Annotated in this window: 14 protein-coding genes; 7 read left to right on the top strand and 7 right to left on the bottom strand. The window is 39.5% G+C overall.

Annotated elements, in window-relative coordinates; genetic code table 11:
* Positions 1–55: 55 nt before the first annotated feature.
* A complete protein-coding gene (locus HR060_RS00975; RefSeq protein ID WP_174198385.1) occupies positions 56–1,165 on the bottom strand; it encodes a S1C family serine protease in 1,110 nt (369 codons plus the stop codon).
* A gap of 216 nt (positions 1,166–1,381) precedes the next feature.
* On the opposite strand from HR060_RS00975, the gene HR060_RS00970 reads away from it, so the two are divergent.
* On the top strand, positions 1,382–2,068 hold the full coding sequence (locus HR060_RS00970) for a VIT1/CCC1 transporter family protein (RefSeq protein WP_174198384.1): 687 nt from the start codon (positions 1,382–1,384) through the stop codon (positions 2,066–2,068).
* Positions 2,069–2,123: 55 nt separating this feature from the next.
* Here HR060_RS00970 and HR060_RS00965 read toward each other — a convergent pair whose 3' ends face one another.
* From HR060_RS00965 to HR060_RS00950, 4 genes are all read right to left on the bottom strand, one after another.
* The gene (locus HR060_RS00965) at positions 2,124–3,026 is read right to left on the bottom strand and encodes a class I SAM-dependent methyltransferase (RefSeq protein WP_174198383.1); all 903 of its coding nucleotides are present in this window, start codon (positions 3,024–3,026) and stop codon (positions 2,124–2,126) included.
* Between the two features lie 40 nt (positions 3,027–3,066).
* The gene (locus HR060_RS00960; RefSeq protein WP_174198382.1) at positions 3,067–4,506 is read right to left on the bottom strand and encodes an MATE family efflux transporter; all 1,440 of its coding nucleotides are present in this window, start codon (positions 4,504–4,506) and stop codon (positions 3,067–3,069) included.
* A gap of 121 nt (positions 4,507–4,627) precedes the next feature.
* Positions 4,628–5,299: a hypothetical protein gene (locus tag HR060_RS00955; RefSeq protein WP_174198381.1), complete on the bottom strand. Its 672-nt coding sequence runs from the start codon at positions 5,297–5,299 to the stop codon at positions 4,628–4,630.
* Positions 5,300–5,492: 193 nt separating this feature from the next.
* Positions 5,493–5,807 (bottom strand): hypothetical protein, encoded by a 315-nt coding sequence (locus HR060_RS00950; RefSeq protein WP_174198380.1) that lies wholly within the window; start codon positions 5,805–5,807, stop codon positions 5,493–5,495.
* 192 nt (positions 5,808–5,999) lie between these two features.
* Here HR060_RS00950 and HR060_RS00945 point away from each other — a divergent pair, with 192 nt between their 5' ends.
* Positions 6,000–6,587: a DNA-J related domain-containing protein gene (locus tag HR060_RS00945; protein WP_174198379.1), complete on the top strand. Its 588-nt coding sequence runs from the start codon at positions 6,000–6,002 to the stop codon at positions 6,585–6,587.
* Here the strand turns inward: HR060_RS00945 and HR060_RS00940 are convergent.
* Positions 6,584–7,921 (bottom strand): GGDEF domain-containing protein, encoded by a 1,338-nt coding sequence (locus tag HR060_RS00940; RefSeq protein WP_174198378.1) that lies wholly within the window; start codon positions 7,919–7,921, stop codon positions 6,584–6,586. The genes HR060_RS00945 and HR060_RS00940 overlap by 4 nt on opposite strands.
* 298 nt (positions 7,922–8,219) lie before the next feature.
* Here HR060_RS00940 and HR060_RS00935 point away from each other — a divergent pair, with 298 nt between their 5' ends.
* Positions 8,220–8,918: a nucleotide-binding protein gene (locus HR060_RS00935; RefSeq protein WP_174198377.1), complete on the top strand. Its 699-nt coding sequence runs from the start codon at positions 8,220–8,222 to the stop codon at positions 8,916–8,918.
* Positions 8,875–9,219 (top strand): ribbon-helix-helix domain-containing protein, encoded by a 345-nt coding sequence (locus tag HR060_RS00930; protein ID WP_174198376.1) that lies wholly within the window; start codon positions 8,875–8,877, stop codon positions 9,217–9,219. Before HR060_RS00935 ends, HR060_RS00930 begins: the two co-directional genes overlap by 44 nt.
* Positions 9,220–9,224: 5 nt before the next feature.
* Here the strand turns inward: HR060_RS00930 and HR060_RS00925 are convergent, their stop codons facing one another.
* The gene (locus HR060_RS00925) at positions 9,225–10,421 is read right to left on the bottom strand and encodes a flagella assembly protein FlgT (protein ID WP_174198375.1); all 1,197 of its coding nucleotides are present in this window, start codon (positions 10,419–10,421) and stop codon (positions 9,225–9,227) included.
* A 211-nt stretch (positions 10,422–10,632) separates the two neighbouring features.
* On the opposite strand from HR060_RS00925, the gene HR060_RS00920 reads away from it, so the two are divergent.
* Genes HR060_RS00920 through HR060_RS00910 form a run of 3 tightly spaced genes read left to right on the top strand, consistent with a single transcriptional unit; the run spans position 10,633 to position 12,476 of the window.
* Positions 10,633–11,283, top strand: a complete 651-nt coding sequence (locus HR060_RS00920; protein WP_174198374.1) for a FlgO family outer membrane protein — start codon at positions 10,633–10,635, stop codon at positions 11,281–11,283.
* Between the two features lie 8 nt (positions 11,284–11,291).
* Positions 11,292–11,753 (top strand): LPP20 family lipoprotein, encoded by a 462-nt coding sequence (locus HR060_RS00915; RefSeq protein WP_174198373.1) that lies wholly within the window; start codon positions 11,292–11,294, stop codon positions 11,751–11,753.
* Between the two features lie 15 nt (positions 11,754–11,768).
* On the top strand, positions 11,769–12,476 hold the full coding sequence (locus HR060_RS00910; RefSeq protein ID WP_174198372.1) for a FlgO family outer membrane protein: 708 nt from the start codon (positions 11,769–11,771) through the stop codon (positions 12,474–12,476).
* Positions 12,477–12,505: the final 29 nt, after the last annotated feature.

Here is a 12,505-nt window from a genome sequence, read left to right as displayed (position 1 = left end):
TCAGTAAATCTTGCTGGCCTTTGTATTTTTAAAATTCGCTTTAGTTGCTGTCAGATCACAACTGTACTTTCTGCAACTCATCGATGACATAGTCCATAGGCAGAGCAAAACCTATTCCGTGAGTGTTTTTGAGTTTAGATGTATTAACACCAATGGCTAAACCATTCGCGGTTATTAAAGGACCACCACTATTCCCTGGATTTATTGGCGCATCAGTTTGTAGCATTAACGTTCCTTTTAGCTTTCTAAGTCCAGAGAAAACCCCCGCTGTTATCGTATATCTTAGGCCAGAAGGGCTGCCGACAGTATAGAGTTTAGTCGCTTGTGGGATATTTCTATATCTCATACTTTCGATGAAGGGACAGTTTTGTTCAGGGAGACGAAAAAAAGCTAAATCGTATTTTTCTGATAAGTGAACATCGTAAATGTCATAGTCATTACCATTTATGAGTGACACCTTTAAACTTTTATATCTGACATCCCACTCTTGATCTTCTACTTTTTTAACAATACTCGATTTCATGGTTTCGGGTAATGTATTAATCTCAGCAACCAGTTGCTCAATACGTTTAGCTAACTGTTTGGCTTTACTCTTTTGATTTTTGCTACGCGCTTGTTTGTATTGCGATTTTAATGCATTTAGCTCATCAACTTTGCCTTGCCAATTGACTAAATAGCTATCGTAAAAAGCCTTAGAGCTTTGTTGGCTTTGAATATTTTTATCAACATTAAACTCTACAACATGACGGTTAGTGACGACATCGCATTGCTCGTTAATGATAAAACCTGAGCCGAGTGTATCCCAAGCAGTTTCAATAAATACCGTAGCATTCCTGGCTTGTTCAACTGTATTTTTAGGTGGATGAGATCGCGCTAGTTGAGCCGATAAACCTGAAGGTGTTGTTGGGTTAATCAATTGATTTTTTACGCTAGGTTTCGATGTATCGGTTGGGCTTTGTTGATAAAAATAAAGAAAAAATAAGCCAAGCATTACGATGAGAAAAACTTTACCCGCCGAACTTTTTTTTGGCGTTTTAGAGTTGGTCTTTTGATACGAAAAGGATGCTTTGTTATCTAGATATTTTTGATATTTAGCAAAATAAATATCGCAATTTTCGCATTTAACTTCGTTCTCTTGGTGATGTCCACACTTCGGGCATTCCATAAATATCCTTTTTATACACGTCCTTTTACCGTTTAATTATATAAAAACTCAATTATGAAAGACAGATACCTTTTTCAATTAAATATAATGGTTATGTCATGTGACCACTTTTATTTCTATTTAACCGAACAAAAAATCATTCGAAACCTTTGTATTTGCTAAATCGATAAAAGCTGCCTTACTGATAAAAAGCTATTTTTTTGATGAGGTTGGTTTATGCACAGTGAAATTCATAAATCGCACCGAGCGGGTTGGTTAAGAGCTGCGGTTTTAGGTGCCAATGATGGTTTAGTATCAACCGCTAGTTTGATTATTGGCGTGGCCGCTGCTGGTTCATCACATGATGTCATTTTATTATCGGGTGTTGCAGGCTTGGTAGCTGGCAGTATGTCGATGGCTGCGGGGGAGTATGTTTCGGTCAGCTCTCAAGCTGATACTGAAGCAGCCGATCTGAAAATGGAGCAAGAGTCATTAAATAATGATATCGAGGGGGAAACTCAGGAGTTGGCTCAGATCTATCAAGCTCGTGGGCTCGAGCCTAAACTTGCTAACCAAGTTGCACAAGCGTTAATGGAACACGATGCACTTGGTGCACATGCAAGAGATGATATTGGCATCACGGATGTTAATCGCGCTAATCCACTTCAAGCTGCCTTTTACTCGGCTTGTACATTTTTAATTGGTGCGGGAGTCCCTCTTATCGCTATTTGGTTTATTGAACTTGATAGGGTCATATTGACCACTACTCTAGTGTCGATTTTGTTTTTAGGTATTTTGGGCGGTTTAGCGGCTTATTTAGGAGGAGCATGTATTGCTAAAGGTGCAATGCGCGTTGTATCTTGGGGTTGCTTGGCCATGTTGGCAACGGCCATTGTCGGTAGTGTTTTTGATGTTATGGTATAAAAATTAAAAGGTTTAGGGAAAACGGCCTAAACCTTTTATTGACTAAGCCAGGCAATTAGATTTTTTTAAACAGTAATGTCATTCTGTTCGATTCGCCAATAGCCTCTAATGCTTTTTTCTTGGCTTCATCGTCTTTTGCATTTAACAGTGTCGGTGGTAAGCGCCACACAATTTCATCGGCTTTTGGCTGGTCTTTTGGGTTGGCATTGATATCAGACTCATCAACTAGTTTAAGGCCCGCCTTTTCCATTGCTGCAATGACATCTGCTTTATTGAGATAACCAGTATCACCTTTTAGGCCACTAACATCACTACTGTGCTGAACCACACCCACTACACCACCTTTTTTCAGGATACGATGTGTTTCGGCTAATGCCGTATCCAAATATTGACCATTGTCATTAAAGCGATTGAGGTTGTGTAATGCACGGATATATAAAACCGCATCAACAGAATCACTCATTGTTTCTGGGAACGTGCCAAAGGTATAGCTTTCCGCTTTTGGGGTATTTACAGGGGTCCATTCTTTTACTTGGCTTGGGAAGGTTTTTGTTCTTCCAATGCGATCTTTGATGAAATCTTCACTCGCCCATGTGAAGTTACTCCACAAGCTGTCTTCGTAGTTCACACCAATTAATTTACCTTCTTTACCTAAATAAGGTGCAATCACTTTAGAATACCAACCACCGCCTGGTAAAGCTTCAACAACCGTCATACCAGGCTCAATACCAAAAAAGCTTAATGTTTCTTTAGGGTGACGAGATTGATGTCTGGCTTTATGTTCATCTGATTGCGCTGCTAACACAGCATCGAGTTTTTTACTCTGCGCTTTATTTAATACTTGAGATGTACTTTGTTTCAGTGAGCTTGTTTGTGAACTTTCAGCTGCATTAGCTAAGCTTATAGTGCAAGTTAACGCTAAGCCCACTGATAGTGCGTGTTTAGTGAAGGTTTTCATAGGTATTCCTTGTTATTTGATTTAGTGCTTCCAGGTCTGATCAGAGTGATTTAATCACTTGCTCAGTTTTGTTGTGTTTTACTGCAACTTCAACAACTGGATTTTTGATTAAACGGTGGATGATTGACTTGGGGATCATCAACAAAATAAAGCCCAAAAGTAAGTTTGCTGCTGCTAATCCAACAACGATACCTTCAAAGCCTGAAATAGATGCACCAATCCATGCAAATGGAATAGTGAATATAAACAGGCGAATTGAGCTTATAAAGACGCCAAGGTTAGGTCGACCAATGGCGTTACTGCAACTGACGTATAAATAAATCATGGCAAGTGCGGCATAGCTTACCGGTAGTACTTTTAACGCAAAACTGATCCCATCTGAAATCAAGCTTGCTCGACAGAAATTGGCACCAATACTCGCTGACTGCCAAAAAAGTATCGCAGCAACCACTAACTGCCAGATAATACTGATGATAATTGCCAATTTAAGCGCCTGTTTAATTCTCTCGGCATTGTTTGCACGCCAATTTTGGCCAACAAAAATGGGTAGGGATGTGGTCAGTACCATAGGTAAAAGTAGGGCGAGTGGCTCAAGTCTTAAAATGACGCCGTATACTGCAACTGCTTCACTGCCTTGTCTTGCAATAATCACCATTAAAATTGATAGCGCGATTGGTGTCATCAGTTGTATGGCTGACACTGGCAAGAGCAACTTGAATAAGGATTTAAAGACTGAGAAATCAAAAGCCGATGACTTAAAAGCGGTGACGTTGATTAACCCTTCTTTGTTTAATATTAATAGAGCGTATGCAAAGCTGGTGATACAAGCAATAAGATGGGCTATCCCTAATAGACTTAACGGTGTTAAATCAAAATTAAACCAATTGGTAAAGAGGAGTGCGCTTGTTAAGCTCACCTGCACAGTGGCAAACAAAACGAGTAGTTTGGCCGCGTATTTCATCTGCCCTAATGCTCTTAACAGCCCAAATACCATCATCATTAGTAGAAAAAAGGGCAAAGCTAAGAGTTTAATCATCATATATTCATTGATGAGCGCATAATATTGTTCGGCATCATAGACTTGCTCTAGGCCAAAGACATAGAGCAACGGTTTTAATTGCCAAATAAAGGCAAGGCATAAACTCAAGCCAATAATTAAGGTGAAAATAAAGGTTGCTGGTATTAGTTTTTGTGGATAGTTGCTGTGACTTAACTTGGTTGCAGCGACAATACCTAATGCAACAGCCATTGCCGTGATAATGGTTTGTAAAGGCAGTGTAAAACTGAGCGCAGTGAGCTCTAACTGCCCAAGTCGCGAGGCAAAAAATAACTCGAGTAAATCAGTTGCAAATAATGCACTTATTGCCCAGAGCATAGGTGTTGTCAGCTTACTCAGTACCTTTTTAGGGCATGCCGTTACCATCCAATCGACTTTTGCAGCCGCTGCACACCGATTTTTACCTTGCTGGAATGTTGTCATTATATTTATAGGTACATTGAGTTTAAATTTGAATTAAACATACTCCCTACATTTAGTGAATACCAAATCAAATACGGTGAATGTATTTATACGGTGGATAAGAGGTTTATGAGCTATTTAACTACCGCCTTTTGAAAAGTTGCATGATTGCTATTAAACAAAGTATGAAAGTGCTGGGTTCTGGTATATTTTTCCGCTCAGCTGTGGGGGAGAATGCCGTAATTAGTCTAGACCAGTCGCCTGGGCTGGTAGCTGTCCAGTTAATCTCAGTATTGTTATTTACAAAAGAGGTCGTATCGCCAAACTCTAAGCCTCTAAGTCCAAAGTCATTATAGTCAAGGCCAGGTAAACCAAGTGCTTCGTCACTGGCAAAAAGCTGAGCATCTTGAGTTATAAAAGCAAACACTTCTGAGTCAAGATTGATGGTGGCTGAAATAGTGCCAGCTATTGTTCCCCCTTGGCTGTTTAACAATGGATCCCACTGTATGTAGTGACTCGATACTATGGTGCCAGCCAAGATATCATATGTGCCATTACCGTTGTCTTGAATAAAACTGGCACTGGTATCAAATACGCGATTAACCGTTAAGTTTTCAGTTAAGGTGATATTTTGTCTTTCATTCCATAATAACAAGACTCCATTATTAGGGTCGGGTGTAACGGGGTTAGGCGGTGTATTAGTAATCGTGCAGGTTGCAGTACAGCCTGTAACCGAGATAATCGTTGCTTGTATAGGAGTACTGAATAAAAACGCCACAAGCCCCAATAACTTCAAATATTTTAATACACGCATCAAAACCACCAATTGCTATTGAGTATTAAGCGATAGATGCTTAAAACATACCAAAAGTTAATTACCTGATTTTTCTGACTTTAGTTAGGCCAAATACTGGTGGGTGTCTAATTATTCGACAGTTTGCAAGGGGACTGTTCATTCAACCTTGCTTGCCAACTTCACAATTGGCAAGCAAGACCAAAGAAATCAATTATTTATTCTCGTAACAACACAGCCTAGTTGTTATTGCGAGCAAAATTAAAAATATTGGCAGTACCGAAGGTTCAGATGCATCATTTATTTGTGCATTAGTCTGAATAACCATAACATCAGCTTGTGTATTTTGCTGAGTGCCTATTTGCGGCTGGTTATTTAATGGTATCTGTATGTTGTTTTTATGCAATTCCATTTTGCCGAGGGTGGTATTGCAACTGGGATAACAGTTGTCTGAAGGGATAAGTGATGCAAATGCTGAACTGCTAGCAAGTGCAAGATAACTCGCTATTATTACTTTTGCGCAACTCATAGCTCTACTTCCTCTGATTAAATCTAACTACAAAGCATGGAGCAGGGGTAATTCTAGTTAAACCCTTATATTGCGCTCTACCTTTTTTTACCAAGTTAAAATTAATGTGGCTAAGTCGTTAATTTTATTAAGGTTAGACATTGCTCAGTTAAGTGTTACATTTTATTTATACCGCGTCTTAAAAAATCATTTATGCATTCAAAAAAACTAGACTTCACGCTAGAAAGTATCTTAAGAAACCAGTTTGGCTTACATCAAGAACTTGAGCTAATTAAACAATTACAAGCTGAGCCCTATTGTTTGTTCACCGACTATAAACTGGCTGATTCTTTTCAACTCTTTTGTATGCACTTTAGTCTTTATAACGCCTTGTATCGGTTAAGAGACAAGTGGCTGGCGGAATCTGTTGCGGTGATTTCTATTGAATTAAGCCGCTTTACCATTGAGCCGTATACTGAAAATACTGGCCAAGCTAGCTTGGCGCTTACGTCATCAGACCCGCTTCGCAGTTACTACCTTGACTGGCAAAACTTTAAGCAAACTAATGAGGATGATCTAGAGCAAATGCTGAATGCCTTTTGGCAGAAAATGGCGTGTTATTTAATTGAACCAGAGGAGAAAAATAAAGCCTTTGTTATTTTAGGTATCGAGCCGACTGACAATACATCAGAAATAAAGCAGGCCTACAAAAAGTTGGCTCAGCGTAACCACCCAGATAAGGGCGGTGAAACGCATACTTTTCAGCAGTTAAATTGGGCTAAGAATATTTTAATTAACTAGGCTGCAGCAGCTGGTGTTTTACTATTTGCTTTAGACACAACCACCTGGTTACGCCCACGGGCTTTAGCTGCGTATAACGCTTTATCAGCACGTTCAATAAAGGCTGAAGGTGATTCATCTGCTTGTTTGTGCGCAACACCAAAACTGGCGGTAAGCGTTATCCCTTCAGGCCAATCATAGCCTTCTATTTCATGACGCAAGCTTTCGGCTAGATCGGCTGCTTCATTGAGTTTTGTATTAGGGCAAGCCAGTAAAAATTCCTCACCACCCCAGCGCGCAAACAAATCAGTATTGCGGCTATATTCTGAAATAAGCTTAGCAAATGACTTTAATACAAGGTCACCAACGTTATGACCATGTGTGTCATTGATAGGTTTGAAATGGTCAATATCGATAAAAATTAAAGACAAGTTGGGTGGGTCTATATAAGAAAAATCTGAGTCAAATACGTTTTTAATACCACTGCGATTAAGTGCGCCTGTTAATGGGTCGCGCTCTGCCTGATCTTTTAATTCTCTACTTTTAACATTGAGTATTTGGTTTAACTGCTTTAATTCTTTTGCGCGTTTTTGAGCGTTAACGAGCGCTTCTCGTGAGTGAGTAAGATGAGAAATCATCAAGCCAATCGCTGATAGTACCCACATTAATATAATTACAATGTAAACACTTGAGTTACTGAAAAGCTTACCCTTGAATTCAAGCTTATCGACAATGATGCGATATTTACCTGCAGGGATGTTGTTACCCGTTGCTATTTCTATTGTCATCGCATGATCAAAGTCGGGTGCGGAATGCTCGACTGCAATAGCGCGCTCAACTAACCACCAGGTGGCTACTTGTAATGATGACATTGGGATTTTTGCTGGGTAAGTACTGTTGTGTTCAAAGTACTCTACAGCATTGTATTTCCATGAACCTTCGTCAAAGAGGCTAGAGTAAGCGGGGTTATAGCTACGGATTTGAAGTCTTATACCGACGTGAGTTGGCTCTTCAAATCTAACGTAAGTGGTAACTGTATCAAAAGAAGAAAGGTCAAAGCCGACGCGATCGTTCTCATTTTCAAGATCATTGAGTGCTATGGCTATTTCACAGTAAGGCCAAGGATAATCAGAGTGGACAATTTCACACTCCAAAATCATTTGGTCACCATTGATTTTAATGTTAGCTGAAGATTGGCCCCCATTGGTACCATCTGAAATAGCTGAGTAATTAAAACCTGTATTGGCGTTAACAACAAGAGTGTGATTTAGCGAGTAAGTCTGAAGAAGAACAATCACTGCAGTCATAAAAATTAGACCAAAAATGATGATGTTAATCAGTTTCTCTTTACGCATTTAACAACCTACTTAAAGAATGACGGGTCAAAGTAAACTTATTGTTACAGTAATTAACGCTTTGAATAAGTTTCATACTATCACATTGCATTTATTAATTAATAGTTAATATTCGATAGCGAACAATTAGTTTTGTTATTTTAAAGCAATTTTTGATAATTATTTAAACTAAAGAACCCAGTCTTAGCTATTGCAATCACTTTTCTGACCTCTAGACTAATTATTGACCAGTTGTTCTGGTTAATAAACTCTTAACCTGTAATTAATCGTTACATTGTAGTACCTAGAGGATAAAAATATGATCTTGCTTGTTGGCGGAGAAAAAGGCGGCAGTGGTAAAAGCTGTCTTGCTCAGAATATTGCTGTTTATTTTGCTAAAGAAAAAGACGCTAGTGTCATGCTAGTTGATTGCGACCCTCAAAAAACCACTTCAGATTGGATTCAAGCTCGGCACTCAGCACCTAATTTACCCTGGATTAACTGTGTTCAATTATACGGTAAGATACGCTACGAGTTGCTCAGTTTTGAAAACCACTACGACTACGTTGTTGTTGATTGTGGTGGTCAAGACAGTACTACACTTCGCGCAGCCATGTCTGTCGCTTCCCATGTTTTACTACCCCTAAGACCAAAACGCCGCGATTTAAAAACACTACCTCATATGGAAGAGCTCGTCTCTTCATGTCAAATGGTTAACCCCAGAATGATCCCTAGGGTGGTGTTGACACAATGCCCATCGTTGCCTAATCAAGCCGGCCGAATTTTGGAGTCAAAAGACGTGTGTCGTAGCTACAATTTAGCCGTACTCAACTCAGTGACATTTTCTCGCAATCTTTATGATGACAGTGAGGAGTGCGGTGAGTCTGTACTTGAGATAGAAGGTGATAGTAAGGCTGCTCAAGAGATCCGAAATATAATCTCTGAAATAACATCAATTGCTGTGGAGGAAGAAGATGGGGTTCGCGGATCTGAAATCGGCTGGCAAGCCGTCGGCTAAAACGAGAGTGCTCGATAGAGAATTAACGCTTGAAGAGTTTATCGATGGTGCGGCGTTACATGCCAAAGGGTTAAAACAAGAAGTTGCCATTAAACCAAAGCAATTGTCAGCTAAAGAAAAACGATTCACGCCTGCCACGTTTACTTTAAATAATGAGGTTAAAGCTGATTTAACTGAGTTGTCTGAAGCATTGGGGGTGTCAAAATCGAAACTAGTCAGAATCATGACTCGCCATTTGGTATCGATGGGGGAGATAGAGCAACAATTGGTTATGAAGCTCTATCAAGATGATGAACAATAATTAACTTATTGGATATCTAAGGCAAACTCGGACTGCCTTATGATGTCTCCTACTTGCACACTTCCCAATAATCTCTCTGTCGGCGTTTTCGCAAAACTATTTTGCTGATAAGCTTGTGTCACTTCTACTTCATAAGGGCTGATTATAAATTGAGGTCTAGCACGACCTTGTTTATCAATGAAACTAGATTGGTGGAGAATACGAAATTTATCACCAGTCTTAATGCCATTGTTTTTACCCAAGTTAAGCCCTAGCTGATAACCATCAACACTAACGATTTTGGCTTCAACACTTTGACAGTGCATTAAGTTTTCAATATCTGAAAAGGCACGGTTAATTTGCTCGGCTACCATTTGACCATAGTTAGATTGCCAGAATCGTCTGGATTGAAGATCGACTTGTTTTTTTAAATCAAAATCCCACTCGGCTTCACTGGCATATTCAAACTGGGCAATGTTCTCTCCACTGAAGGTATTGTAGACAAAGACGTTCATTTCAAAGAAGCGGGTGGGCGTTTGCCAAAAGCTAGGGTGCTCGTTATCAATAGATATATCATCTAAGCTCGCTGTAATTAAGTATTGAGTATCTGACTGATTTGCTAGCGAAAGCAGTTGTGTACTGTTCTCCGTGCGTTTCATTAAGTCTTGACTCGCCAATGCCATTTTATGGTCAATGTAAGTACGTGCTTCAACTTCTTGGCTATCTGATTTGAGTAGTTTAAATAACCTTTGACCAATAGCTTTGTCTAAATCATATAGCTCACCTACTTTAGCCTGATATTGGTTCTTTAGTTTAAATTGAGCTACAGAAAGAGGTTTGCGGTAATCAGCGGAGCTGCATTGCCGCTCTTCGGCAAAAATATCTGCACGAAGTACAATTTTTATTTCATCTCCTTGAATTTTTTCACTGATTAACTCTATGTCGTTTACCACTCCACTTGCTCTTACTTCAAACATATCTTGGGTGAGTAAGCCATTAGTCACCTGTTGAGCGCTGGTAACTGCTGCACCAGAAAACAATAACGCATCGCGAACAGCATCTTTAATCGCTGCTTTTCTAGCTTTATCGATATCACCTTTGTATATATTAGCTACGCCTGTCGCTTGGTACCAACCAGCATGTGTTGGCAGTGCTACTAACGTGCAGAGTAATGTGAAAAAGCTGGCATAAGCCTTGATTGTTTTAATGAGTAATTTACACATAAAAAGTCACTATTACTGATTGTCTCAATGGATACTACTTATCGTAGAGCCGCCATTATTTTGTCATATCCAATGGCTTACCCTAATAAAAGCGGATTTATAGGGGATTAAGCGAAATTTGTGCCACTTTAAATTGACCTTAAATGAAATTTTGGCTCGATTTGTGCTTTGTCATACAACAGAAGCCACATTTTAGGTAAAGGCCAAATTTATGACAGTTAAACAATTAGCAAAAATTGGCATGCTTATACTAAGCACCAGTTTGACTGCTTGCTCGGTAAATTCAAGCCATAGCTACAACACGCCAGAAACGCCTGCTCACTCAGTTAATAACTATTATCAACCGCAAATGAGTGATTTATCGATAAAGGCCTACACCTATATGTTGGCCGATGAATTATTGACTCAACCTAACGCATCTTCTTTATCTGGGCGGTTAGCGGTTACAAGTTTTGTTAATCAACAAACGAGAAAGTCTGAATATGTCGAGGGTGATGTTTTAGCTCAGTTAGGCGAGCAGTTAGAAGCTGGCTTTATTTATGAACTGACAAAACGCGGTTTTACGGTAACGGATTTCAAATTAATGCCAACAATCAAGGTCTCTGAAAAAGGCGATCAGGTTTGGAGCCGAAATGTTGATGAGTTGGATAGAAACTTAAACGCTAAATATGTCTTGGCTGGTTCAATCAGTGAACACGAGCGAGGTGCTATCGTCAATGTGCGTATCATTGGCTTGAACGATCAGCAGGTTATCACAGCAGCCCAAGGCTTTATTCCAGATAATGTGTTTTGGTCAGATCAAAACGTAACATTAAAAGATGGATATCTTTTACACAAAGGTGAGCGCAGACGCGCGTTTTAGGAGGGGTTATGAAGATAATTTTTACTATGCTTTTAGTTATGGGGTTAACGGCTTGCGCAACAGAGCCTGTGACTATGGAAAAACATTACGAGTGGGAATATTTGATCCCAGATGAAGATTATGTGGTCGCAGCAACAGGTTATGCAGCCATTGATATTCAAAAAGGGCACAACGCCTCAAGCAAGATGATTAAAGCAATTAAAGCATCCAAGTTAGATGCTTATCGAGATCTGACTGAAAAGGTGCACGGTCAAAAGCTTTATTCACAAATGAAAGTTTCTGATTTAATGCTGGGCAATGAGCAATTAAAAGCATCAGTACAAGGTGTTATCAAAGGTGCTCGTGTTATCAAAACCTACCAACTAGATGGTATTTATGTCACTGAGTTGGAGTTAAACCTCAGGGACTTATATCGAATTCGCGCATTCACTAACGGCCAAGCAAAAGCTGTCCGTGCTAGATATTTATAATTGGAGTATTGACACATGAACAAGCAATTATCACTTTTAGCCGTTTTGGCTTTAGCCGGTTGTGAGTCAACTGGTTGGTACTCAGATGAAACGCCTGAATCACCTGAGACGATGGAAAGCTACATGGCTGAGCAATCAGAACAAAGCGATGAAGTTTTTTTAGGTCATAAGGATGGAGAGCAATTAGGGCGCTGGGCAAGAGACCCACATAAATACTTAAATAACTATCATGCTAACGTACATGCTGGTTCAACCCTTAAAGTAAGTGATTATGTCGAAACGATGGCAACTCGCTTAGTTAAGAGTATGCGCTTTGTTAATCAACAGACGCCAATTGCTGTCGCTAGTTTTGTGCCAATGGATTCTGATTTAGAAGAAACTAACTTAGTTGGTCTGCACCTGGCTGAAAATTTTGTTCATGAAGCTCAGCAATTGGGTTTATCAGTCATTGAATATAAATCAACAGGCACTATTCGAGTGACGAGCAAAGGTGATTTCGCTTTAAGTAGAGATGTAGATGAATTAAGGCAATGGCATCCGATTGAATATGTGTTAACTGGCACTTATACATCAACATTAGATGGTATGGAAATTCACGCTAAAGTGATCGGTTTGGAATCAAGAGCGGTTGTAGCGAGTGCTCAAGGCTTTATTCCACAAACGGTGGTATCTCAAATTAAGCCATACAATCACAAAGATGGTGTTAAGTTATCTAAAGGTTAAGTAACAAATAATACTGATTGTTAAAAACA

Source organism: Marinifaba aquimaris, assembly GCF_013328345.1.
Lineage (GTDB): Bacteria > Pseudomonadota > Gammaproteobacteria > Enterobacterales > Alteromonadaceae > Marinifaba > Marinifaba aquimaris.
This window is presented reverse-complemented; position numbering and strand designations above follow the sequence as displayed.

Coding starts and splice junctions, on each gene's coding strand:
- HR060_RS00915 (WP_174198373.1), top strand. CDS start 11,292: ATGAAGATAATTTTTACTATGCTTTTAGTTATGGGGTTAACGGCTTGC.
- HR060_RS00970 (WP_174198384.1), top strand. CDS start 1,382: ATGCACAGTGAAATTCATAAATCGCACCGAGCGGGTTGGTTAAGAGCT.
- HR060_RS00930 (WP_174198376.1), top strand. CDS start 8,875: ATGGGGTTCGCGGATCTGAAATCGGCTGGCAAGCCGTCGGCTAAAACG.
- HR060_RS00955 (WP_174198381.1), bottom strand. CDS start 5,299: ATGCGTGTATTAAAATATTTGAAGTTATTGGGGCTTGTGGCGTTTTTA.
- HR060_RS00975 (WP_174198385.1), bottom strand. CDS start 1,165: ATGGAATGCCCGAAGTGTGGACATCACCAAGAGAACGAAGTTAAATGC.
- HR060_RS00960 (WP_174198382.1), bottom strand. CDS start 4,506: ATGACAACATTCCAGCAAGGTAAAAATCGGTGTGCAGCGGCTGCAAAA.
- HR060_RS00910 (WP_174198372.1), top strand. CDS start 11,769: ATGAACAAGCAATTATCACTTTTAGCCGTTTTGGCTTTAGCCGGTTGT.
- HR060_RS00965 (WP_174198383.1), bottom strand. CDS start 3,026: ATGAAAACCTTCACTAAACACGCACTATCAGTGGGCTTAGCGTTAACT.
- HR060_RS00945 (WP_174198379.1), top strand. CDS start 6,000: ATGCATTCAAAAAAACTAGACTTCACGCTAGAAAGTATCTTAAGAAAC.
- HR060_RS00950 (WP_174198380.1), bottom strand. CDS start 5,807: ATGAGTTGCGCAAAAGTAATAATAGCGAGTTATCTTGCACTTGCTAGC.
- HR060_RS00935 (WP_174198377.1), top strand. CDS start 8,220: ATGATCTTGCTTGTTGGCGGAGAAAAAGGCGGCAGTGGTAAAAGCTGT.
- HR060_RS00925 (WP_174198375.1), bottom strand. CDS start 10,421: ATGTGTAAATTACTCATTAAAACAATCAAGGCTTATGCCAGCTTTTTC.
- HR060_RS00920 (WP_174198374.1), top strand. CDS start 10,633: ATGACAGTTAAACAATTAGCAAAAATTGGCATGCTTATACTAAGCACC.
- HR060_RS00940 (WP_174198378.1), bottom strand. CDS start 7,921: ATGCGTAAAGAGAAACTGATTAACATCATCATTTTTGGTCTAATTTTT.